The 23,698-nt window shown below is 42.2% G+C and carries 24 protein-coding genes, 1 other RNA gene and 2 other annotated features; of the genes, 5 read left to right on the top strand and 20 right to left on the bottom strand.

Going from position 1 to position 23,698, the window contains the following annotated elements; all coding sequences use genetic code 11:
- The first annotated feature begins 163 nt into the window (after nt 1–163).
- On the top strand, nt 164–1,096 hold the full coding sequence (locus tag PVE40_RS04120; protein WP_274730622.1) for a diacylglycerol/lipid kinase family protein: 933 nt from the start codon (nt 164–166) through the stop codon (nt 1,094–1,096).
- Between the two features lie 164 nt (nt 1,097–1,260).
- Here PVE40_RS04120 and recD2 read toward each other — a convergent pair whose 3' ends face one another.
- The 8 genes from recD2 to gshAB form a co-directional block, all read right to left on the bottom strand.
- Nucleotides 1,261–3,669 carry an SF1B family DNA helicase RecD2 gene (gene recD2, locus PVE40_RS04115; RefSeq protein ID WP_274730621.1) on the bottom strand — a complete coding sequence of 803 codons (2,409 nt, stop codon included), beginning with the start codon at nt 3,667–3,669 and terminating at the stop codon, nt 1,261–1,263.
- Nucleotides 3,670–3,764: 95 nt separating this feature from the next.
- The gene (mnmA, locus tag PVE40_RS04110; RefSeq protein WP_274730620.1) at nt 3,765–4,889 is read right to left on the bottom strand and encodes a tRNA 2-thiouridine(34) synthase MnmA; all 1,125 of its coding nucleotides are present in this window, start codon (nt 4,887–4,889) and stop codon (nt 3,765–3,767) included.
- Between the two features lie 107 nt (nt 4,890–4,996).
- Entirely contained in the window at nt 4,997–5,584 is a 588-nt protein-coding gene (locus PVE40_RS04105) for a TraX family protein (RefSeq protein ID WP_274730619.1), read from the bottom strand.
- Between the two features lie 72 nt (nt 5,585–5,656).
- Nucleotides 5,657–6,433 carry a formate/nitrite transporter family protein gene (locus PVE40_RS04100; protein WP_274730647.1) on the bottom strand — a complete coding sequence of 259 codons (777 nt, stop codon included), beginning with the start codon at nt 6,431–6,433 and terminating at the stop codon, nt 5,657–5,659.
- 151 nt (nt 6,434–6,584) lie between these two features.
- On the bottom strand, nt 6,585–6,929 hold the full coding sequence (locus PVE40_RS04095) for a cysteine desulfurase (protein ID WP_274730618.1): 345 nt from the start codon (nt 6,927–6,929) through the stop codon (nt 6,585–6,587).
- A 57-nt stretch (nt 6,930–6,986) separates the two neighbouring features.
- Nucleotides 6,987–8,123, bottom strand: coding sequence for a cysteine desulfurase family protein (locus tag PVE40_RS04090; RefSeq protein WP_274730617.1), 1,137 nt, complete (start codon nt 8,121–8,123; stop codon nt 6,987–6,989).
- A gap of 24 nt (nt 8,124–8,147) precedes the next feature.
- Nucleotides 8,148–9,248 carry a hypothetical protein gene (locus PVE40_RS04085; protein WP_274730616.1) on the bottom strand — a complete coding sequence of 367 codons (1,101 nt, stop codon included), beginning with the start codon at nt 9,246–9,248 and terminating at the stop codon, nt 8,148–8,150.
- On the bottom strand, nt 9,245–11,551 hold the full coding sequence (gshAB, locus tag PVE40_RS04080) for a bifunctional glutamate--cysteine ligase GshA/glutathione synthetase GshB (RefSeq protein WP_274730615.1): 2,307 nt from the start codon (nt 11,549–11,551) through the stop codon (nt 9,245–9,247). Before gshAB ends, PVE40_RS04085 begins: the two co-directional genes overlap by 4 nt.
- 186 nt (nt 11,552–11,737) lie before the next feature.
- Here gshAB and PVE40_RS04075 point away from each other — a divergent pair, with 186 nt between their 5' ends.
- From PVE40_RS04075 to PVE40_RS04060, 4 genes are all read left to right on the top strand, one after another.
- Nucleotides 11,738–13,003 (top strand): replication-associated recombination protein A, encoded by a 1,266-nt coding sequence (locus PVE40_RS04075; protein WP_274730614.1) that lies wholly within the window; start codon nt 11,738–11,740, stop codon nt 13,001–13,003.
- 111 nt (nt 13,004–13,114) lie between these two features.
- Nucleotides 13,115–13,306: non-coding RNA, 6S RNA (gene ssrS, locus PVE40_RS04070), on the top strand.
- A gap of 62 nt (nt 13,307–13,368) precedes the next feature.
- On the top strand, nt 13,369–13,647 hold the full coding sequence (locus PVE40_RS04065) for a hypothetical protein (protein WP_274730613.1): 279 nt from the start codon (nt 13,369–13,371) through the stop codon (nt 13,645–13,647).
- Nucleotides 13,648–13,728: 81 nt separating this feature from the next.
- Nucleotides 13,729–14,187, top strand: coding sequence for a universal stress protein (locus PVE40_RS04060; RefSeq protein ID WP_274730612.1), 459 nt, complete (start codon nt 13,729–13,731; stop codon nt 14,185–14,187).
- Between the two features lie 60 nt (nt 14,188–14,247).
- On the opposite strand, the gene PVE40_RS04055 is transcribed toward PVE40_RS04060, so the two are convergent.
- The 12 genes from PVE40_RS04055 to mreB all read right to left on the bottom strand — a co-directional run bounded on the left by PVE40_RS04055 (nt 14,248) and on the right by mreB (nt 23,489).
- On the bottom strand, nt 14,248–15,447 hold the full coding sequence (locus PVE40_RS04055; protein WP_274730611.1) for an acetate/propionate family kinase: 1,200 nt from the start codon (nt 15,445–15,447) through the stop codon (nt 14,248–14,250).
- 48 nt (nt 15,448–15,495) lie between these two features.
- Complete coding sequence (locus PVE40_RS04050; protein WP_274730610.1) at nt 15,496–16,509, bottom strand: class I SAM-dependent methyltransferase; 1,014 nt, start codon at nt 16,507–16,509, stop codon at nt 15,496–15,498.
- Nucleotides 16,510–16,600: 91 nt separating this feature from the next.
- Nucleotides 16,601–16,885: a 50S ribosomal protein L27 gene (gene rpmA, locus PVE40_RS04045; protein WP_274730609.1), complete on the bottom strand. Its 285-nt coding sequence runs from the start codon at nt 16,883–16,885 to the stop codon at nt 16,601–16,603.
- A 25-nt stretch (nt 16,886–16,910) separates the two neighbouring features.
- Nucleotides 16,911–17,249, bottom strand: coding sequence for a ribosomal-processing cysteine protease Prp (locus tag PVE40_RS04040; protein WP_274730608.1), 339 nt, complete (start codon nt 17,247–17,249; stop codon nt 16,911–16,913).
- Between the two features lie 14 nt (nt 17,250–17,263).
- Nucleotides 17,264–17,572, bottom strand: a complete 309-nt coding sequence (gene rplU, locus PVE40_RS04035; protein WP_274730606.1) for a 50S ribosomal protein L21 — start codon at nt 17,570–17,572, stop codon at nt 17,264–17,266.
- 16 nt (nt 17,573–17,588) lie between these two features.
- Nucleotides 17,589–17,663: a sequence feature (ribosomal protein L21 leader region), on the bottom strand.
- Nucleotides 17,664–17,728: 65 nt separating this feature from the next.
- Nucleotides 17,729–18,400, bottom strand: coding sequence for an amino acid ABC transporter ATP-binding protein (locus PVE40_RS04030; protein ID WP_274730604.1), 672 nt, complete (start codon nt 18,398–18,400; stop codon nt 17,729–17,731).
- Nucleotides 18,401–18,411: 11 nt separating this feature from the next.
- Complete coding sequence (locus PVE40_RS04025; protein WP_274730603.1) at nt 18,412–19,047, bottom strand: amino acid ABC transporter permease; 636 nt, start codon at nt 19,045–19,047, stop codon at nt 18,412–18,414.
- A gap of 17 nt (nt 19,048–19,064) precedes the next feature.
- Nucleotides 19,065–19,823 carry an amino acid ABC transporter substrate-binding protein gene (locus tag PVE40_RS04020; protein WP_274730602.1) on the bottom strand — a complete coding sequence of 253 codons (759 nt, stop codon included), beginning with the start codon at nt 19,821–19,823 and terminating at the stop codon, nt 19,065–19,067.
- Nucleotides 19,824–19,832: 9 nt separating this feature from the next.
- Nucleotides 19,833–20,603, bottom strand: coding sequence for an amino acid ABC transporter substrate-binding protein (locus PVE40_RS04015; RefSeq protein ID WP_274730601.1), 771 nt, complete (start codon nt 20,601–20,603; stop codon nt 19,833–19,835).
- 123 nt (nt 20,604–20,726) lie between these two features.
- Nucleotides 20,727–20,982, bottom strand: a binding site (T-box leader).
- Nucleotides 20,983–21,055: 73 nt separating this feature from the next.
- Nucleotides 21,056–21,580, bottom strand: coding sequence for a rod shape-determining protein MreD (gene mreD, locus PVE40_RS04010; protein ID WP_274730600.1), 525 nt, complete (start codon nt 21,578–21,580; stop codon nt 21,056–21,058).
- Nucleotides 21,580–22,434, bottom strand: coding sequence for a rod shape-determining protein MreC (mreC, locus tag PVE40_RS04005; protein ID WP_274730599.1), 855 nt, complete (start codon nt 22,432–22,434; stop codon nt 21,580–21,582). Before mreC ends, mreD begins: the two co-directional genes overlap by 1 nt.
- Nucleotides 22,435–22,460: 26 nt before the next feature.
- Entirely contained in the window at nt 22,461–23,489 is a 1,029-nt protein-coding gene (mreB, locus tag PVE40_RS04000; protein ID WP_274730598.1) for a rod shape-determining protein, read from the bottom strand.
- Between the last annotated feature and the right edge of the window lie 209 nt (nt 23,490–23,698).

Raw genomic sequence — 23,698 nt, 5'->3', positions numbered from 1 at the left:
CTGTCTCCTTTCACCAATGGAAGACTCGCTGTTGTTTTTGGCATGATATGGCCTTTCGCAATCGATAATAGTATAGCTAAATTCGCCAAAACTAGCAAGCACTAAAAATAGAAAATCTGCTATACTGATGATGTGAAAGTTTGATTTGAAGGAGTCTATCATTATGAGCAAGACGTACCACCTCATCGCCAATTTCCAGGCCGGTTCTGGAAAAGGAAAGAAACTTACCCTGATGGCGATGGATTATTTTAGTAAGTTAGAGATTCCCTATTGCTTATACCAAACGGAATATCGCGGCCATGGCTCCGTACTGATTCAAAAGGTCAGCCAAAAATTAGCCCCCGAGGATCGAATTATCGTAATCGGCGGCGACGGTACGTTACATGAAATTGTGGCTGGCATAAAAGAAGCCGGCTTCACGCTTCCGATTGGATACTTGCCAGCTGGTACAGGAAATGACTTTGCTCGTTCTATGAAACTACCCAAAAAGCCCCTGCAACATTTGAAGCAGATCATTCGTGCAACAGAACCTAGCGAAGTTGAGTGTTTACTCTACTCGGATGAGGAGCTGGGTATAAAAGGGATTGGCTTAAATAGTTTAGGTTTTGGCTTTGATGGCAAGGTAGTGGAAATCATTAATCAATCCGTTGCCGATAAAGGATATCTTGCGAAATATTTTTCTACTGGTGTATATGTAAAGACGCTAGTAGAAGCTTTTCGAAAAAGAGAAACGTTAACGGCTCATGTTACGGTTGACGGCACCACAAAAGTCTTCCATGATGTGCTCGTAGTGGGCGTGATGAACCACCCTTATTTTGGCGGCGGCATCAAGATTGATCCAGCCTCCAGCCCAAATAACCATGAACTCGCAGCAATGGTTATTCAAGATTTACCTTTCTTCGCCCTCCTACGGTTGTTGCCAAAAATCGTGACAACGGGTGGCCACATTCACTCATCTTACTTTTCTCGCAATCCGGGTCAGAGCATCCAGATTGAATTAAAGGAACCAAGTGTTGGTCAAGTTGACGGAGAATGGCTGCCTGCACATCTTTACAAGATGGATTTTCAGCTGGCATCTTTTCTTTTGTGGAAATAAAATTTAAAGCGTGCAAGTGACCCCATTTTTTGGAGGCCACTTGCACGCTTTTTGACATTTTGGTATAAGTGAGACTTTTTTTAGAGCTCACTTGCACGTTTTTGGCTGTTTTGGTATGAGTGAGTCCTTAATTTTGCTTCACTTGCACGTTTATATAAATTTATTTATTTTACCGATAAAAACATTTCCGGAGTGACTTCTTCCATGCCAATCATTGGGTCAATCTTGCCGTTTGTGACCTTTTCCATGGTGAGCACATAGTCTTCTGCCGGCTCAACTGGTTTGGCTGGCGTAATCTTCACTTGGAAGGTATGTTTATCCTTATCTCGATTGCGCACGAGTTTCTCAACTAGCATCGTTTTCCTAAAATCACCTGTGTTTTCGGTCGCAAAAGAAAAGGCAGCTTCTTCGCCGCACAATATCAGCTTGCTCTTGCTGCGAGTGATGGCGGTATAGAGAAGATTCCGGCGCAACATGCGGCCATATTGTCGAACCATCGGCAAAATAACCATCGTGAACTCACTACCTTGCGCTTTATGGATTGAGCAGCAATACGCTAAGGTAAATTTGTTCCATTCATTTTTTTGGTACGTCACTTCGACAGCATCAAATAAAATGGTCACTTCATCTACTTTGTCTTCGGTTTCACGTGCATATTGGATACTCGTAATCTCGCCTATGTCACCGTTAAAGACATTCAATTCTGGCTGATTGACTAGTTGCAATACCTTATCCCCTACCCGGTAAACAAAATCAAAGTGAGTCACTTCTCTTCTCTTTTTATTCGGATTCGGGTTCAAAATTTCCTGCATCATCGCATTCAGCGCATGAATCCCGGCTGGCCCTTTATACATGGGAGCCAGGATTTGAATATCCTTGGCGGTAAAACCTTTCGCCTTTGCCTTCTCTACAATTTGGCGAATGAGTGGCTCAATCTGTGTGGCTTGGCACGAAAAGAAGGATCGGTCCGCTTGATTCGTACGGAAATCTGCAGGAAGTTTCCCTTTTTTAATCTCATGCGCGAGCGATACAATCGATGAACCATCCGCCTGACGGTAAATTTGTGAAAGCTCGATATGGGGAATTGCTTCGCTCGCAAGTAAGTCATGCAAAACTTGACCAGGCCCAACGGAAGGCAATTGGTCCTTGTCTCCTACGAAGATGACTTGCATCCCAGCAGGAATCGACTTCAACAAGCGGTTCATCAGCCATGTATCGACCATCGACGCTTCGTCGATAATTAAAAGCTTTCCTTCTAATTCTTGTGTATAAATCTCTTCATTTGGATTTTCCTGTCCTGTTAAACCGAGTAAGCGATGGATGGTACTACTAGGAATACCGGTCATTTCATTCATCCGCTTCGCCGCACGTCCAGTTGGTGCCGCCATAATAATTGGATAAATGCCATCCGTATACTTCATTGCATCAGTTGGCAAATCATTCAACTCACAGAACAAGGTTACAATTCCTTTTAATACAGTTGTTTTCCCTGTCCCTGGCCCACCTGTTAAAATAAAGAACGGGTTGGTGATCGCTTTTTCAATCGCGGTTGTTTGGATTTCATCGTACACAATGCCCAATTCTTTCTGCACCGCTTTTATCTCATCGTGAATGTTAATCCCAGGGTAGTTCACTTCTTTTTTCCGATTCAGGAGTTTATCTAAGCTAGAGGCGATTCCTTCTTCTGCAAAGTAGAGAGATGGCAAAGCAAACCGTTGTTCATCTTCTACAATCTTCATCTCTTCAACCATCTCCACAATGGCTTCAATCAAGGCACCGTCTTCTATTAAAAAGCGGCGGCTCGATTCCAATAGTTGAAGCGAGCGGTCCATAAGCTCCTCGCTCACCACATAGGTATCCCCGTTAGCCATGCTCAAGTTCTGCAAAGTTGCGATAATGGCACCTTTGATGCGGTTCTTATCATCAGGTGGAATCTCTAACTCTTCCGCGAGCTGGTCTGCCCGGCGAAAGCCGATTCCTTCGATGTCCTCCAGCAATTGATACGGATTCGCGCGCAAGACGTTCATCGTTTCATTTTGATAACGGTGCATGATCATCGCTGCTTGGTTGTTCGAAAAACCAAAGTTGGCTAAATCAATCAGAATTTTCTCCGTTCCTTGTGTTTGTTGCAAGACGTCATGGATTAAATTACGTTTCTTTTCATTGAGCCCGCTAATTTGAGCGAGCACTGTTTTATCTTCTAAAATCAAATCAATCGTATTTTCACCAAATGTCTCGACAATTTTTTCGGCTGTTTTTTGTCCAATCCCCGGGAAACGGTCACTCGATAAAAATGCGATCACACCATTTTTCCCAGCCGGTTTTTCTCTTTCGTAACTCCGTGCTTGGAATTGGGTGCCATATTTTGGATGGGTTACAACCGTCCCATAAAAGCAATAAGGAGTGTCCTCTGTGATTTCCCCAAAGTTCCCTGTTACCACAATCTCATCTTTATCGAAAGGGAAACTCGTCTCTTGAACTTCAAGCAAAAGAACCTTGTAGAAGTTTGCATGGTTTTCAAAGAAAATCGCCTTTAGTTCCCCTTTTAAGTAAGGCTCTTGCCTTTCATCCATGTTCTCCACTCCTTTCGTATCCTATTCATTTAATCATTATAGCATTTCAGACAAAAAAACCGAACCCGGTTTACGGATTCGGTTGGCAAAAAATATTAAACGTATTGTAACTCCGTTTGTGCTTGGAACGCTTTGTCGATGGTTCCTCCACCTAGACACTCCATGCCGTCATAGAAAACAACCGCTTGTCCTGGAGTGATGGCGCGAACGGGCTCATCAAAAATCACCGTTGCTTCTGTTTGGTCTTCGTTCAGGTGAACCGTAACGCCGGTGTCTTTTTGACGGTAGCGGAACTTCGCTGTACATTTAAATGTTTGTGGCATCTTCTCGTCTCTCGTGAAGTGGACATCTGTCGCAAACAATTTTTCTGCATAAAGTCGTTCGTGATGGTACCCTTGTCCGACATATAGTGTGTTGGTTTCAAGCTCTTTTCCGATTACAAACCACGGATCATCACTCACGCCGCCGCCACCAATACCTAATCCTTTGCGTTGGCCGATTGTATAGTACATCAATCCTGCATGTTCGCCCATCTTCTTGCCATCCAAGGTCATCATGTTGCCGCCTTTTGCTGGTAAGTAATTGGTCAGGAACTCTTTGAAATTCTTTTCGCCGATAAAGCAGATTCCAGTTGAATCTTTCTTCTTCGCGGTCGCCAAGCCTGCTTCTTCTGCAATGCGGCGCACTTCAGATTTTTCCATTCCACCTAACGGGAAGAGAGTTTTCGCTAATTGTTCTTGAGAAAGTTGATTCAAGAAATACGTTTGGTCTTTGTTGTTGTCTACGCCTCGCAGTAAACGAGTGGTTCCATCCGCATCACGTTCCACTTGTGCGTAGTGGCCGGTCGCCACGTAATCGGCTCCCAAATCCATCGCATAATCTAAAAATGCGCGGAATTTTATTTCCTTGTTACACATGACATCGGGGTTTGGAGTACGCCCTTTCGTATATTCATCCAAGAAGTATTGGAAAACTTTGTCCCAATATTCTTTTTCGAAATTCACGGAGTAGTAGGGAATCCCAATTTGTTGCGCCACGGCTTGCACATCTTTGTAGTCTTCAGTAGCGGTACAAAAGCCAAACTCATCTGTGTCATCCCAATTTTTCATGAAAATTCCTATTACTTCATATCCTTGCTCTTTCAATAATAAAGCAGTAACAGAAGAATCCACACCGCCACTCATACCGACTACTACACGTGTTTTTGCGTGCTCATTCATGGTCCCTGCCTCCTTTCAAATCATTATATTTTTACTTCCAAAAAATAAGTGAGTGTTACACAAGTAGAAATCTTACACTATTTTGAAGTGTAATTCAAGCCCTTTGTTTATAAATACCAGCCTATGCCAATTAGAATCAATTGGTGAATCGGATAGTAGACGTAGCCAAGCCATTTTGGTAACCTCGGAAGTTTATATGGAAAAGGAAGGCAAAAAGGAAGCAACGCGAATACGGCAAAGAATTGAACGGAGCCAAATTCTGGCAGATGGAGCAGAAGAATCAAAGCCATGCCAAGCCAACGATTTCCATCAACCGTTATTTTGATTGCCCACCCTAATAAAAAACCATAAAGACCGTATTCAGTAAAATTGGCAAGCAAAAGACCTGGTAAAATGAAACGCCGATCATACAAGCTGAGTGAAAAAATAGCTAGAGAAAATAAAATATTCCAGATATTGCCAAAGAGACTGGTCACCAAGATACTGACTACCCCAGTTCCTACTAGACGTAACCAATAGTTAGGGAAATTTCGTGTGACGGAAACTCCTTGAATGGTTGTATAAAGAAAACAAGGAAAGGCAATCCGCCCGATGATACGCAGCCACATTACTCCTGGAAACAGGAAGAAACCAATGTGATCAATCGTCATGGTGATAACAGCGAGCCATTTAATAAAGTTTGTTTTCTGATTCATCCCTTTCACCTCCACCTCATTATAAAAGAAAACGAAGCCCGCGCATACGCCGCAGCTTCGTTTTCTTTTCGATTAATCGTAATAAACAGTTTCGCCCCGGTTCAACCACGAATAGCCAAGGCCAATCAATAAGCCTCCACCAATGTAATTGCCAATTAAAGCGAGTGCATAATTTTGTAAAACAGAGCCTACTGTCATCCCCTCCATTGCACCGCCATTAATGAAGAAAGCCATGCTAAAAGATGAAAAGTTGGCAATCACGTGCTCGAAGCCAAGAAAAGCAAAAATAAAAATAATAAACATAATAGCAAAAAATTTCCCGGCATCATCTTTCATCCGAGCTGAGGAAATAATAGCGGTATTCACAATCACATTTGCGAAAATTCCTTCCATAACAATCTGTCCCGCAGATTTTCCTAACTTTGCTTGTACCGTTGTAAAAAGAAAATGATCCGAAGTTAATTCAGCGAATGTGCTTGTTTGAGCAATCATAAGCGAAAATATCGTTCCACCAATGAAATTAAAGAATACACAGACAAATAAAATCTGTAAAGCGCGTCTCACTCGAACCACATTGCGAGAAACTCCGGTAGTAAGGTACATCATGTTGCTCGTACCAAGCTCTGTATCCATATAAATGATCATAACCAGAGACAAACTAAACGTAAACGCATAGAAAAATTTTCCTAAATCAGGATGTATGTGATTTCCTTTCTCACCTACCGTTACTGCGACGGCAGTCCCAATCGTTAAATACATTCCAGCTAAGATTGCCCGGAAAATGTACTTGGGAATCGAGTTTTGAAAGAGATGTTCTTTCTTTTTTGCATTTTTATCAAGTACCAGCATGAGCCCTTGATTATCTAATTCCAATCGTTCCAACCCCTTCTTTGTGATTTACTGAATTAGTATAGCATAGAAAAGGGAAAGCGCAATAGTGAAAAAAAGGAACTGGAAAGATTCCAATTCCTTTTTCTATAGAGAATATGTACACGCACATTTATTTCACTTCTTCTAAGACGTTTCGTTCGACGAAGTCACTTAACATGTATTCTAAGTTTTCAATCGCTTGTTCCATACTCTTTAGATTATAAATATCGATATTTTTAAGTCCATTTGCGGTCGTTGTAGAAATTCTAAACGAATCCAAGTCTTTGGCAACTACTACTTTTAGCATAACGCCCTGCTTCGGATTGGTAGAGGTGCTTAGGCTGCGAACGTATTGAAAGTTTCCCGACTTTGTTTCTTGGAAACCATAATCTCGCAAGGTGTACTTTTTAACGTTTGGGTTCAAACGGTATTGCTTGGATGAACCTTTTAAGCCACTGATTTTGTCAAATGCCATCGTTATCTCTCCTGTGCTTTTTCTTCATTTTAACATAGTTGGAAACGCCTCACTATGTTAATTCTGGTATCTTTTTTGCAAAGAGGCAATTAAGTCAACCAATTCCTCTATTTCCTCTTTTGTATTCTCATTGCCGAATGAAATACGGACAGATTCCGCAATTCGAGGCGTTTTATCGCCATACATGGCCATCAATACATGACTTGGCTCCAAACTTCCGGCTGTACAAGCAGAACCCGCAGAAAGCATGATCCCCTTTAGGTCACACTGGATTAAAAATTTATCTGATTGCAGATGAGGTAGCCAAATATTCAAGATATGCGGCAAACCACCTTCCGCCATCCCATTCACAAAAAATTGGACGTCTCTTTCTTCCAATCGTTTTAAGAAGAAATGTTTTAATCCAGCTTTATGTGCATTGCTTGCTTCTCGGTTCGCAATAGTCTTCTTCACTGCTTGAGCAAACCCTCTGATATACGGCGTGTTCTCTGTTCCAGCACGGTGCGTATTTTCCTGCGTGCCTCCGTGAATAAAGGAAGGCAGGTGCAGGGCCTGACGGCGAAAGAGGAAGCCGATTCCCTTTGGCCCATTGATTTTATGAGCAGTAGTAGAAAGCATGTCTATGTGAGAAGCTTCTACGTCTATCGTTTGGCTGCCATATGCTTGAACGGCATCAGTATGAAACAATACATCCTTGTCAGACAATCGTTTGCCGATTTCTTCGATTGGATTAATGCTGCCCGTTTCATTATTTCCATAGATGATGGAAACGAGGATGGTGTCAGGTCGCAGGGCGGCTTCCACTTGATCTGCTGTTACGCTTCCCGACTCATCGACTGGCAGGTAGGTAACGTCAAACCCGATTGTTTCCAAATATTCCATCGGATGCAACACAGAATGATGTTCCACAGCGGTCGTGATGAGGTGGTTCCCCTTTTCCCTCCGTGCAAGGGCCGTTGTAATGAGGGCCGTATTGTTGGACTCCGAAGCACCGCTCGTAATGATGATATCTGCAGGCTTTGCGCCGATGGAATCGGCAAACACCCACCGAGCATCCTCCACTAATTTCCTTCCTTCCCGTCCTTTTTGATAGAGGCTGGATGGATTGCCATAATCGTTTTGCAAGGTTTCCATAATGACCTCTGCGACAGAAGCATCCACGGGAGTCGTTGCAGCATGGTCTAGATAAATCATGTTCTTTCCTTCTTTCTCTAAAAACTAAGCGTGCGACTGCTTCACAAAGGTTTCCAACCATTCTATCAAGGAATCTTCTAAGGCTTCCTCCGCATTGTTTAAGCCCAATAATTTTGGACTTTGTTTTCTTTCTTGAATCAGGGTTCTTGTCTTCTCGATGTCTCGCTCGATAAATAAGGTATAGGCAGCTTGGATTCGTGTAGAACGATCGTAGTACAACTTTAATCCCGACATCGACTGGATGTGCTCCCACCATTTCTTTGCTTCTTCTCTTCGACCGAAGATGGCGTGACAAAACAATGTTTCGCTCGCAATATTTCGTACATAAGGAGATTTCATGTAATCCCAGGTAGCGTTGTATTCTTGTAACAGTTGGTCAGCCTCTTCAAATCTTTGGTGGGATAATAACCTGCTGTATTCCACCATGATGCTGTATTCTCCCAGCGGTGACTGCTTTGCCTCTCCCGTTTTTACTTCTTCAAAGAAATCTTCGGGTATTTCAGGATACGTTTTGCCTTGCTCGAATAGAGCGGATGTCTCTAATTGTTTGAAGTATAGTTTCTTCGTAAGGGGTGACTTGCGAATTTCTCTAATAACCCGCCCATCGGTGTAACCAAATGACACAACGTTCGTCAAAAACAAGTACAACGGTGCCAAACTAAACAAAAAGGAAACGAAGCCCCATTCAATCGGCAAGACAAAACTACCAATATATAATAACAGCGCCGTTAGAAAGTTTAAGATGAGTCCTCCTGATAAGTAGAGGAAATACGGTTTCTCTTCGACGGTCCCTTTTTCAGGCGGGCTCATCAAACATTGACCTAACAATCCACCTGCCCGCGCTTTTTTTTGCGAAAAAGTTTTCTTGTACCCATCATAGTAAAAGAAGGGAGCTTGAAAATAAATGAGTTGATAACCGGTCGCCTTTCCAAAAATCAGGTGCCCGAATTCATGCATCACGATATGGAAAAGGAACGAGTATGCTGCTAGTATGGCGGCGATTCCCATTGTTAAAAAGGGGATACTCATGACCAATTCTGTCCAGCCTATTTGGTTCCCAAGAAAATACCCGGCTGTCCAGCCAATTATGACGATTAAAATCAGATATTTTTGCGAATTCTTCATTCCGTTCCCTCCACTCTACCCGTTGAAAGATTCAATTCTGGAAATAGAAGAGCTAATACATCCATTGTTAAACGACGGCTTTTCCCTTGATAAGGATAGATATGCATCATCATCATCGGGTTAAAGTTGGCTTCAATGACACCGTATCCTGGATTTTGAGGAGTACTTGGAACTTGATAATCAGGAATCATCATATCAATCCCAGCAATGGTTGCCCCTACTGCCTTGGTAATCCCTACTGCAATTTGCTTGTAGCTTTCATCCATCAAATCCGTGTAATCAATGGAGTCTCCACCCGTACTGACATTCGAATTGTCGCGCAAGTACACAATTTCTCCTGCTGGAGGAACGCTTTCCATGCTGTATCCTTGTTCTTCAACCGTCATCTGTTCGATTTTACCAAACTGAATTTTCTCTAATGGACTACGGTGATTTTGACCTCTTAATGGATCTGCATTTTTCATTTCTACCAGTTCTCGAATGGTGTGTGTTCCGTCGCCCTTAACGTTGGCGGGTACGCGCAACAAGACTGCCTTCGTTTCGTCCCCAATAACAAAGAAACGATACTCCGTTCCATTAACGAAATCTTCCACCAAAACAGTCTGATCTTCTGCAAAGGCAATCTCAATCGCTTCTTTGAAGGAAGACTCTTTAGCTCCTTCACGGAAAATCGAAATTCCTAGGCCAAAATTCGTGGACTTTGGCTTAATCACGAAACTCTTGTCAGCGAATAACGGATAATCTGCTATTGCTTCTTCGGGTTGATTGTACTCTTTGCTTGCTGGAACTACGTAACCATTTTTAGCTAATACCTTTTTAGTAACCACCTTATTCTCCATGATTAATGGGGAGATATAGGTATCTTTGGCAGTCATATTGCCGTTTTTAACGTATTCTAGGTGGCCGTTATGACGCAGAGCCAAGAATTGATCGGCTCGGTCTAAAATTTCAATGTGAATTCCTTTTTGAATGGCATCGAACAATAAAATTTGGGTAGAAAGTTCCATGTCCGTAAAACCGGTCAGGGCGTATGGCTGAGCCAATGAATTCGCCTTGTTAGCCACGGCCTGCTCATTTCCCCACGCAATCAAGTCTGTCCCAGCTTCTGCAAGCTGAACCAATCGTCCTGCCAAGGTTTGCTCTGGTTTATGGAAAGCCACTAATTTCGTTTCCACCAATTCTAGTTGGTCATTACTTGCACCGAGTTCTTGAAGCATTTTTTTCATGCTTTCTAAGATTTGGATTCCTTCAGCTTGGTAAGCGGAAGGAGCAAGCGGCTGTTCAAATGCTGTTTGTTCGTTCATCTGTTTTCCTTTTTCCCATTCAACTGCTCCTGCTTCCTCTTCCATCCATAGCATTTGCATGAAGAAATAATGGATAAACTGCATGTCTTCAGCCAATAACCCGTATGGTGCAAAAGGATTCAGGTCGAATAAACGGAATTCCAGATAAGAAATTCCATTCTCCATCACTTCTCGCGCACTGCTTCCGCCACGAAAACGAATGGATGAATAAAATTCTTTTTCATGGATGAGTTTTCCTTCTTCAACCATTTGTTCAATCGTTCTGACGTATTCTGCCATGGATTCAAAGGAAACATGAATATCCCCTTTGTTCACGTAGCCGTACTTACTGCTGCGTAAGCTGCGGATAAATCCGTTTGGAATATCAGCAGGAATCTCGTTGTTTTGGAAATATTCTTCCTTTACGAGAATCGAGGCACCATATAAGTAGGTCAAGATCCATTGATAACGTAGAAAGTTATGCGCTACTTTTAAATAGGCTTCCGTCTGAAAATCTTTGTAAGCCAAGTCTCGGTTTTGTTTTTGATACAGCGCCTGTAAAAAGTCAGGATGAAATTCAAAGTTATAATGAATTCCGCTCATCATTTGTTTTCTCTTGCCATATGCATCGACTAAATATTCACGGTAATGAACGTCTTCTTCGTTTTCTAGCTTCGCTACTTGAATAAACTCTTCGGTTGGCATATACGAAGGAAGACTAAAAGGAAGCAAGTATTCTTCTTCTGGAATGGTTTGGTAGACTACATCATGAATCGCAGCCAACCACTGCATCGTTTCCTCAATGGACTCTGTCGGCGGTGTCACTAATTCTAGTTGGCTCTCAGCGAAGTCTGTTTGAATATACGGGTGGAAATTACGATTCCCGAACTCTTCGGGATGATCTTTTTTTGAAATCGTTCCCTCATGCTGGATTCGTTGTGATTCTTTTTCGATTCCAAAGATTCCTTTCATAAATAAACGCTCTAAATTATTTTCTTTGATGATGGATTTGATCTTCATCTTTTAATTCTCGCTTTCCTCTACATATTTGCACTATTCCTATTATAGCGATAATCTATTACTTTGATAAGAGTGTTGCTCTTAATCTATGAAACTTACTAGCGAATGTTTGTTCTAATTGTTTTCTTCGCTTATAATAAAAGGGACGAAACGCCTATTCAAATGAAAGGAGCTCATCCTCCCCCTATGAAAAAACCATTAGCTTACCGGATGCGCCCAACTACGATTGACGAAGTTGTGGGACAAGAACATCTGGTTGGACCCAATAAAATTATTCGCCGCATGGTGGAAGCACGGATGCTGTCTTCCATGATTCTGTATGGGCCTCCCGGCACTGGGAAGACCAGCATCGCCAGTGCGATTTCCGGCTCCACTCAATCTGCATTTCGGCAATTAAATGCTGCCACTGATTCAAAAAAAGACTTACAAATTGTTGTAGAAGAAGCTAAATTTTCGGGCCAAGTTGTTCTTTTGCTAGATGAGATTCATCGCTTGGATAAACCAAAACAAGACTTCTTGCTTCCTCACTTAGAAAGTGGCTTGGTCATTTTAATTGGAGCCACTACTGAGAATCCTTATATCAGCATCAGTCCAGCAATTCGCAGTCGAACCCAAATCTTCGAAGTCAAGCCGCTCTCGATTGATGACATTCGTACAGCCATTGAACGAGCCATCACAGACCCGAAGAATGGTCTTGGTGAACGGAATGTCACAGTTACGGAAGAAGCACTGCTTCATCTGGCGCGCAGCTCAATGGGGGATTTACGCGGCTCACTGAATGCTCTGGAACTGGCTGCTCTATCTACGCCACCGAATGAAGACGGGAAAACTGTCATCACCTTGGCGGTAGCTGAAGAATGCCTCCAGCGAAAAGCACTGGTCCATGACAAAGACGGCGATGCCCATTATGATGTCATCTCGGCTTTCCAGAAGTCCATTCGAGGCAGCGATGTAGATGCGGCTCTCCATTATCTGGCTCGCTTACTGGAAGCTGGTGAATTAATCGTTTCTTGCCGGCGTCTCTTGGTATGTGCCTATGAGGATATCGGGTTAGGGAATCCTGCTGCGGTTGCGCGTACTGTTTCTGCGGTTCAAGCTGCTGAGAAGTTGGGACTTCCAGAAGCGCGTATTCCGCTCGCTCACGCCGTCATCGACCTCACCCTGTCTCCTAAGTCAAACTCAGCGATTGAAGCCATTGATGCGGCTCTATCAGACGTTCGAAGCGGCCAGGCAGGAGAAGTGCCCCTTCACCTCAAAGATGCCCACTATCAAGGGGCAAAAGATCTGGGACGTGGGGTTACTTATCAGTATCCGCATGCTTATCCAGAGCATTGGGTGAAGCAACAATACTTACCAGATTCGCTGAAAAATAAGCAGTATTACGATCCGGTTATAACCGGCAAATACGAGCAAGCCCTGTCGCAGCAACTGGATAAATTCAAAAAATCTTGACGGACTCTCCGTTATGGTTCCGTTACCAATGTTTATCTTATCATCTTTCTTTCATTATTCATTTAAGCATTCGCCTTGCATATCTAAAATGGATATGCTACTATAATGACAAGAAATCTGAGGTGTACGATATATTCTCAATGTGTTGACCGAACAAATAATTACTACATTGGGATCCTTGATATAGCGCCCGATAGCTAGCCACGTCATATGGACACTAGAAGGCCTATTGTGGAGCCCACCTAATTGAACTGCGGGTTCAAAACTAGTAGAATAACATAAACCGGCACCACCGGATTTTCTTATAAAGTACTATACTTTAGAAGCCGCTCACTGAGCGGCTTTTTTCTTTAGGAGGAATACGTGTGATTCAGATTCTGATGACAATCTTCGCCCTTTTATTAGCTGCAGTTGCTTGGTTTCTTACTACGAAAGCCGCTTCTGTATTTGTAAATCCTTCAAAAATCGACAAAAGGACGCAATCCTCTTTTCGAACCAGCGGAATGATTTATTTTATTTTTTCCCTTCTCACCTTTAGTAGTGTTTTCTTGAATCAAACCCTTCTTTACGCCCTTCTATTAGTACTGATTTCTTTTTACACTGCTTATCTTACCTTCTGGTTGGCAAAAATTTTCAAGCTCTAGAATGGTTTTTAATTCTTTGTATTCCTTCTCAACTGGGTTACACTGTCTATATAAACAACAAAACAGAATGGAGTGGGAAACATGTTGCATGAATACGAAACAATTTTAGCGCCGGTGGATGGTTCGAACGAATCGGAATTATCTTTTCGCAAAGCAATTGAAGTGGCGAAAAGGAATAAGGCCAAATTAATCATCGCGCACATTATTGATACCAGAGCAATCCAGACACCAAGTGGTTTTGAAGGGAATTTCACTGATGAGATTGTCCGCCAAACCAAAATGATGATGGATGAATACATCGCAATTGCGAAAGAAGCTGGGCTATCAAACATCGAGCACAGGATTGAATATGGTTCACCGAAAGTGATGATTGCCAAAGAACTTCCCACTCAATATCCCATTGATTTAATTATGATTGGAGCAACTGGATTAAATAAAGTGGAACGTTTATTTATTGGTTCCGTTTCTGAATATGTCATTCGGAATGCACCCTGTGATGTTCTGGTTGTAAGAACGGATTTAGATAACAAGATGAAATAAATTCAGATAAAAAGGCTCTCAGCCCCTTTTATAGAGGGAACTGAGAGCCTTTTATTGTTATTATTCGCTAGCGCCTAAACGAATGACGTCGTTCAAGATTACTTTCTCTTCGTCAGTTGGCACAAGTACCACTTTAACTTTAGAGTCGTCTGTAGAGATGATACGCTCTTCTCCACGTACATTGTTCTTCTCGTCATCGATTTCACAACCGAACCAAGTAATGCCGTCAATGATGATTTGACGTGTCATTGCGGAGTTTTCACCAATACCAGCAGTGAAGACAATCGCATCGACGCCGTTCATTGTCGCAATGTATTGGCCAATATATTTCCGAACACGGTCGTAGAAAATGTTAAGCGTTGTTTGTGCTCGTTCATTTCCTTCTTCAGCAGCTGTTTCGATATCGCGCATATCACTTGATACGCCAGATAGTCCGAGCATTCCTGATTTTTTGTTCAAAATATTAACCATTTCTTTGATGTCGGTGATTTCTAATTTGTCCATTAAGTATGGCAATAGAGATGCATCGATATCACCAGAACGAGTACCCATGGTTACACCAGCTAGCGGTGTGAAGCCCATTGATGTATCGACTGATTTTCCACCGTCTACTGCAGTAATGGAAGCTCCATTTCCTAAGTGACAAGTGATTAACTTCAAGTCTTCTAACGGTTTGCCTAGAAGTTCAGCTGCACGTTCAGAAACGTATTGATGGCTGGTACCATGCGCTCCGTATTTACGTGCTGCGAAATCTTCATAGTATTCCATTGGGATGCTGTAAAGGTAGTTTTCTTTTGGCATCGTTGTGTGGAAGGCAGTATCAAATACTGCTACACTTGTGATTTCTGGCAATAATTTCTTGAACGCACGAATTCCAGTAGCATTTGCTGGGTTATGTAATGGAGCTAAATCGCCTAGTGCTTCGATTTTTGCCAATACTTCATCATCGATCAAGGTTGATTCTTTGAAGTCTTCTCCTCCGGCAACTACACGGTGACCTACCCCTGTAATTTCTTCAAAGTTTTCAATGATTCCCAAGTCAACCAATTGTTTCAACAATTTTTCAACCGCAATTTCATGGTTGTCGATGTCTTCAACCACGTTATACTTTTGGCCTTCACCATATTTAATAGTAAAGATGGAATCTTTCAAACCGATTCTTTCTACAATTCCGGAAGCAATTGCTGTTTCTTCAGGCATTTGGTACAGGGTAAACTTCAAACTAGAACTACCTGCATTAATGGCAATAATTTTAGACATTTCTTGTTCGCTCCTAACAATTTATACATTTGATTCAAATCAAAAACATTATAACATTAAAGTACTCCAATTGTGGAATTCTTTGATAAAATCCTGTATTTTTCGTGCATCTTTTAGGGCTGGAATGGTTCCAAGTAAAACTTGTTCCGCTTGTTTGGCTCCTGCGCCTGCTTTTTGAATCATTAAAATAGATTTCTGTGCTTGTGCGGATTGGAATAGGTTTTCCGGCAAATGAAGCATCCCTTGTAAGTAACCTGTTTTTTTCAGCCACTTCATTAAGATACCCGTCTCATCGCTCTCAAACAAATTTTTCGGTACAATGAAGAATCCCCAACCGCCTTCTTTTAAGTATTTCATATGCTGTTCAAGCATTAAAAAGTGGGCATAGGGATGACCTTCCGCAAAAGCAGTCTCAAATTTCTTCGACCGTTCCTCAACCGGATAGAATCCTACAGGCAAATCGGAAACAGCCACATCAGCTGGTTCAATCAGCAATTCTTGCAGACTGTCGGAATGAGTGAACTTGACTTGATCATCCCATTGTTGCAAATGAGCACTGTTGGCAGCCAGGGTAACAAGCAGGTCATCGTTGTCGACTGCTTCCGCAGTAACTGGATTTCCTCGTTTGTTTAAGTAGTCCATGACGACAAACAGCAAGTTCCCTGAACCGGCAGCCAAGTCATGCAGATGAATGGTTTCTTCTTTGTTCGCCTTAATCGCATCTATAAAGTAAGCAAGCAAAAAGGCTATTGTATCTGGGGTAATTTGATGATTGGATTGAATTTTATCTTCACGGATGGCTTTGATAAAACCGATTTGAACCAACTTCCGTACGAGTTCTCGTTCTTCTTCAGCCAAGTTCAGCTTGCGATACATCCGGTTTAACTGTGCAATGACTTCATCAGAAGGAAGTCCGTCCATTTGTTGAGCTTTTCCTTCATAAGATAAGTTCTGAATGGTTTCGGCTAGCGCTTCAATGTACGAAACATCCAATTCCTTTTGCAGCAAGGTGACTGCCTCATCCAACTTCTCGAAGAGTTCTTGGAGTTTGTCCATATTCATCCACTTCCACCCTTTCTCTAATAAAAAACTTGCGTCAGGTTACCCTTTCGCAAGTTCTTTTGTGTATGTAAATTGGAATAAATGTTATTTCTTATTGAGCTTTTGGATAAACAGAAACTTGCTTTTTATCGCGGCCTAGACGTTCGAAACGTACCACTCCGTCTACTTTTGCAAACAAAGTGTCGTCTCCGCCTCTACCCACGTTCACGCCTGGATGGATTTTTGTTCCGCGTTGACGGTACAAAATAGAACCACCAGAAACCATTTGGCCATCAGCACGTTTTGCGCCTAGACGTTTGGATTCGGAATCGCGGCCGTTAGAAGTAGAACCGCCCCCTTTTTTGTGAGCGAATAGTTGTAGATTTAATTTCAACATGAGGTGCACCTCCCTATTTCGGTTTTTATTGTGTATTTTTTAGTTGCACAAAGTCAGGATAAGTCGCGCTGACATCCTGCAGTGATAAGTACAAATGCTGCAGCAAAATCTGCGAGATTTCTTGCTGTTTAAGAGAAAGGTTGGATTGAACGTGAGCATATAAATATCCTCCGTCTTGATCCGCTTCCTTCACGATCATTTGGTGATCGACCATCTTGTCGATGCTGTTAACTGTTTCGATTGCTAGAACCGAAACCGCAGCACAGACGATGTCTTCTCCAGCATCCGCGTAGCCGGCATGACCGGTAATTTCAAAGGAACAAATTTGCCCTTCTTCATCGTGACTAAATTTTGCTGTAATCATTGCTTTCACATCTCTTATGCGTTGATTGCGTCGATAATAACTTTTGTATAAGGTTGACGATGACCTTGTTTACGGTGAGAGTCTTTTCTTCTCTTGTATCTGAAAGTTGTTACTTTCTTGTCGCGGCCTTGTTTTTCAACTGTACCTACAACTGTTGCACCTTCTACAAATGGAACACCAATTTTAGTGTCTTCTCCACCTACGAATACAACTTCTTCAAATGTAACTTGTTCACCAGCTTCAACATTCAATTTTTCAATGTAGATTGCTTGGCCAACTTCAACTTTAACTTGTTTACCACCAGTTTTGATGATTGCGTACATATATTCTGCACCTCCTTATTAGACTTAGACTCGCCGAACGAAGTGCCACAAGGGACTTACCTAACTTCTAATCGAGCGGTTGTAGCTGTGGTGCGCACATTTACAACACGAGTAGTTTACCAGAAACCCAACTTTCCGTCAATAAAAAGATGACTTTTAGATAAAAGTGGTGGAAGAAAGAATTCGAGTTCCGTACTTTTCCCCAAATTCCAAGTCATGCGTAACAATTAAGATACCTGTTCCCCGCTCGGCGATTCCTTGAATCAAGCGTCCGATGCTGTCTGAAGACTCGCGGTCCAGCGCTGAAGTCGGCTCATCAAAGCATAGTACCTTTGGATTCAACATCATGGACCGAGCAATGGCTACACGCTGTTTTTGGCCGCCAGACAGCGTACTTGGCATCCGGTCTTTTTGCTCTAAAATATCCATTTCATTTAATAATTCTTCGGCCTTTTTTGTTAAGTCTTGGCGGCTGCTCAATTTCTGTGCCAAGGGAGCTTCCAATAGGTTTTCCAGAACCGTTAAATTTGGGAACAAGGAATAATCTTGGAATACCATTCCGATTTGATTTTGATAGAGTCTGCGTTCTTTACGAGAGACATATTCCGCTCCGTTTGGCGACTCCTGACAGAGATAAATGCCTGCAATCGCCACGGTTCCTTGGTCTGCACGTTCTAGATTATTAATAATTCGCATTAACGTTGTCTTTCCAGTTCCTGATTTCCCCGCTAGAACAACGATTTCTCCTTGATCGATGGTGAAGGAGAAGTTCTTTAAGACCGCTCCTTCACCATAGTCTTTCGTTAGATTGGTTGCTTCTAAAAGCATCTTCATTCCTCCTAATATTTTCTACGTGCTTCTAAGTTGTTTAAGATTACGGTAATGATTGCCGTCACCATCAAGTACAAGGCCCCTACTCCTAAAAATGGAATGAGGGATGCATAGGTGTTGGAAGCAATTTGACCGGCCCGTAAAAGCTCGCCGATTCCCAAAATGTAAACGAGGGAAGTATCTTTAACCAGGGAAATAACTTCGTTCCCTACTGACGGAAGCACGACTTGGAATACTTGAGGAATGATGATGCGGATGAATCCGCGTACCCGTCCGATTCCCAGTACGGAAATCGATTCGAATTGACCACGCGGAATTGCTAAGATTCCGCCGCGGAAGATTTCCGCATAGTAAGCTGCATAGTTAATAATAAAAGCTAAAATGGCAGCTGTGAATCGGTCCATGACAATTCCTACGAAAGGAAGGCCGAAGAAAAAGAACATCAATTGAAGCAAGAGTGGAGTTCCACGCATAACGAAAACGTAACCCTGTACCAATGCTCCAATCCATTTTGGGGCATAAACCCGAATGACTGCAATCAAAAAGCCCAAGGGAATACTGGTGATCCCAACGATGAAGAATATTTTTAGTGTAGTGATAAAACCATCCAGTAAGGAAGGCCAAATTGTTTGTAGCAGTTCCATTTTATTCCTTCTTTCCGTTACTCAGTGAAAAACCATTTTTGATAGATTGCGTCATATGCGCCATCTTCTTGCATCTCTGCCAATGTTTGGTCGATTTTCTTTTTCAAATCTGTATCTTCTTTGCGTAGCGCAACCGCTACGTTATCTTGACCGAAGTTCTCTTCCAAAATGCGGAATGTATCTTCATTGCCGCTTTCTTTGATGTAATATCTGCCGTATGTTTCACCGACTACAATTGCATCCACCCTGCCAGCTTCTAAGTCCATGAAACTGTTGTTGTTAGTTGGATAAAGCACCAAGTCGCCTTCAATTTCTTGATAAATTCCAGATGGATCTGCTTTAATTTTATCAATTGAGCTGGATGATTGTTGGGTAGAAAGGATCTTGCCAGTCAAGTCTGCTTTCAGTTGAATGTCACTATCTTTGCGAACGACAATCATTTGTGAATCTGCTAGGTACGGTTCGCTCAGCAAGACCTTCTCTTCGCGCTCTGGTGTTACGGCGTATCCGTTCCAGATCAAATCAATATTTTTTGTATTCAATTCTGTTTCCTTCATTGCCCAATCGATGGATTGGAATTCAATATCGTATCCCAGTCGGTCAAACGTTTCCTTCGCCAAGTCAACATCGAATCCAACGACATTGTCGTCTTCATCCAAGAATCCCATTGGCGCAAACGTCTCGTCCATACCAATGACGAGCGTTTCCTCCTGCTCTGCTGCTTCTGCACATCCGGTTAAAAATAAGAGGCTCATGAGTAAGAATAATTTTTTCATAGCGGCCACCTACTCTGCAAACCAAGTTTGGTAGATTTCATCATAGGTCCCATTTTTCTTCAGTTCATCTAGGGATTCGTTCAAGTTGTCCAGTAATTCAGTATCATCTTTGCGTACCCCAACCCCGTATTCTTCTTCGCCGAAGTTCTCTTCCAATACTTTATAGTTTTCCTGACCCTTTTGCTTCATGATGTAGCGGCCTAGTACTTCATCCACCACAATCGCTTCGCTGCGTCCGCTATCTAAGTCGTTAAATACATCGGTAAACGTTGGATAAAGGATTGGCTCACCACCGTCAAACTCCTCAACCACACCTGTTTCATCTGCATTCAAAGCGTCCAGTGTTGCGGATCCTTGTTGCGTTGCGACTACTTTTCCAGCCAAGTCTGCTTTCGTTTCAATATCGCTGTCTGCTAATGTAACTATAATTTGTTTGTTGTCTAAATACGGATCGGTAAAGGCAACTTTTTCTTTCCGTTCCTCTGTAATACTGTACCCGTTCCAGATTAAATCAATATTCCCAGCGTTCAATTCCGTTTCTTTCATGACCCAGTCAATTGGCTGAAAAGTAAAAGTTACTCCCATCATTTCGCCAACTTCTTCTGCTAAATCCACGTCAAACCCGACAATGTCTCCCTCATTATTACGGAAGCTCATTGGAGCAAATGTCTCATCAATTCCGACTACATACGTATCTTTTACTGAACCTGTCTCTGTTTCCTCATTACCACAAGCTGCCAAAATGGATACAGATGCAAATAATAAAAATAATTTTTTCATGTTCTTTTCCCCCTATAATTTGGATAATGGTTTTCCCAAATGAAATGGAATGATTTCGCCAACGGTTTTATTGGTTGCATGCGGACCAATAAAAAAAGTCCTTTAAACTCCTGATATAGGAATTTAAAGGACGATAGCTATTTGCTACGTGGTTCCACCTTTTTTCGCAATGCCTTTGCAGGACACTGCCTCATCGCGTTCAAAACTACTAAACGCTAGTGCTGTAACGGGCACGACCGAGTTCGCTTACTCGAGACAGAAGTCTTTTCAGCTCACTTGCTCTGAGATGTGTGTTCATCTTCTTCAAACACTTGCTTTCACCAAACGCAAGCTCTCTAGGGATTGAAAGAAAACTACTTTTTCTCTTCTTCGCATTTCTATTAGGTAGGAATATCATATCACAGCTTTTTTAAATTGCAAGAAAATAATCTCAAAAAAATTTACGATTGATTTTACTGATACATCCACTGACTCATCCGGTAGAGCGGATAGTAGCATGCGAGGAACAGAATAATATTCAACAGCAGCGTTGGCCCTAGCCTCGAGGACAAGAATACTTCAAAGGAAAGATTTGCATAACCTAAGAAGGTATACATGCCAAAAATAAAAATTTCCAGATAACCAATCGCTAAAACAAACAAGGCAATCATTACGATGGGAGTCGGTACAATATGAGGCTGGATTCGTTTCAACACATACATAATCGTGGCTAATCCCGCAGCATAGAGGCCAATTACACCCGAATAAAAGCTATCATAGACAATCCCAAACAACAACGCATAAAGAAACAGCGGTTGTTTGGGAAAAAATACCGTAAACAAAACAAATACTAATAAAATGAAGCGAGGCGTTAAAACATAGTTTTGATCAATTAATTGCCCAGCGAACAAATTCATCACGATTCCATCGAACACCAATGCTAGATACAGGAAAATGGGAATCAGATAAACATGGTTCAAGGCGCGATTTTGTCCCATTATTCTGCACCTTCGCTTTCACGCATGATTACCGTTACGTAACGGACGTCCGTTAAATTACCAGCCGGCTCAATGGTCACTTCTTGGAACAAACCATATTCGTCCATTCGAACTTCTTTTACGGAGCCGATTAATAAGGAACTTGGAGAAAGTCCGCCAAGACCTGAAGTAACAACAGGTGTACCCTCTTCGATCTTGGCTTTCGGATCAATTTCTGACATAATCAGCGTGCCCTCTTCACCGTCATAGTTATCAACAATTCCGTGTACAGGTGTGTCAGCCATTTGAATTTCTGCTGAGACACGGTTGACAGAGTCGTTCCCCGTTGATAAAAGAAGTACTTTCGCAGTCGTCGGACTTACTTCAGCAACGCGACCAATTAAACCGTTCCCTGACATCACAGACATATTTACTTCGATACCATCTTTACTACCCTTATCAATGACCACTTGATCCAGCCAGTTATCTGGATTGCGTGCAATCACTGTAGCGCTCGTACGCGCATATTCAGTGAGCGTGCTCTGCAATTCCAACTCTTCTTTCATTCCCAAGTTTTCTTGTTCAAGAGAATAAATACGTCCTTGCATTTCATCCATCGATTCAATCTTTTTCTTCAACGCTTGATTTTCTTCATACGTATGCAGCAAATTGTCCACGGAATCGACATAGCGATTCACGGCTTCCGCTGGTTTGGAAAAAAGATTCGTCGCAATCCCCGTCACATCATTGAGAAAAACTTGTGGAATGGAGGCATCTTCACGATTGCGCGAGATCGAAAAGGCTATGGTACTGATAAAGATGATCACAGAAATTAGTAGTACGATCATTCTCTTGTTATTAAAAAATTGATTCATCTTAAATCTTCATTTCCTTTCCACTTTCACCGCATAGTTTGCAGGTAATTCTTTTTCCATTTATCAATATTTTTTAAGGAGTCTCCTGTACCTAGTACAACAGAATGCAATGGGTCTGCTGCCACTCGAACAGGTAATTGGAGTGCTTCTTGGAATACTTCTGCTATATCTCGCAACAAGGCTCCTCCCCCCGTCAATACTACGCCTTGAGTAATGACATCAGAAGCAATTTCTGGTGCCGTTTCTTCCAAGACTTCCTTAACGAGTTGAATGATGACCTGAATGTTTTCTTGGATCGCCTCTGCTACTTCTGTAGCTTCTAGCGTGACCGTTCTTTGAATACCGGTCCCTTCTTCTCTTCCCTGCACTTGAAACGTGCCATAACGAGACGCAAGTACTGGACTTGCAGAACCTAATTTTTTCTTAACAGCTTCAGCTGTACGTTCACCGATAAGCAGTGAATAATTTTTCTTTACATAAGTGAGAATCGCTTCGTCCATTTTATCGCCGCCCACTTTTTGCGAACGACTTTTAACCAAATTTCCAAGAGAAATGGTCGCAACATCCGTTGTTCCGCCGCCAATATCGATAATCATCGTTCCAATCGGCTGCAGAACCGGCAATCCTGCTCCCAGTGCGGCCGCATAAGGCTCGTCAATCAAGAACGTATGGCTCGCTCCGGCCTGCTGTGAGGCATCTATGATAGCTCTTTTCTCTACATTGGTGATACCGCTTGGTGCACAGATGAGAATGGATGGTTTCTTCAAAGAAAACTGTACCGCTTTTTTGATAAAGTACTTGATCATTTCAACTGTTGATTCAAAGTCTGCAATCACACCGTCTTTCAGTGGACGTGAGGCAACGGTACTGCCAGGAGCATTGCCAATCTTCTGAAAGGCTTCATTCCCAACCGCTAAAATTTCTCCCGTATAAATATTTCGCGCAATTACAGAGGGTTCTTCAACTACGATGCCCTTTCCCTCTACGTAAACAATCGTATTGGCAGTGCCTAAATCGATTGCAATCTTGGGGGCTTTAAGAGAAAAAACAGCCAATCATGTACCTTCTTTCCTTTGTTAATGCTAGGATAACACAAATTACTTCATATTTTACCACAAATTGGCGTATGAAAAAGTAGAAAGAAGAAATCTAAGAAAAAAGATAATAATTAACTTTATTTGTATGGGAAATCGAGTAGGAGGAGCCTCACGGCTCCGACCTCTCACACCACCGTACGTACGGATCCGTATACGGCGGTTCAATA

It is taken from the genome of Jeotgalibaca caeni (assembly GCF_028863945.1).
Lineage (GTDB): Bacteria > Bacillota > Bacilli > Lactobacillales > Aerococcaceae > Jeotgalibaca > Jeotgalibaca caeni.
Note: the sequence above shows the minus strand (reverse complement) of the source record. Positions and strands in the feature narration are given on the sequence as shown.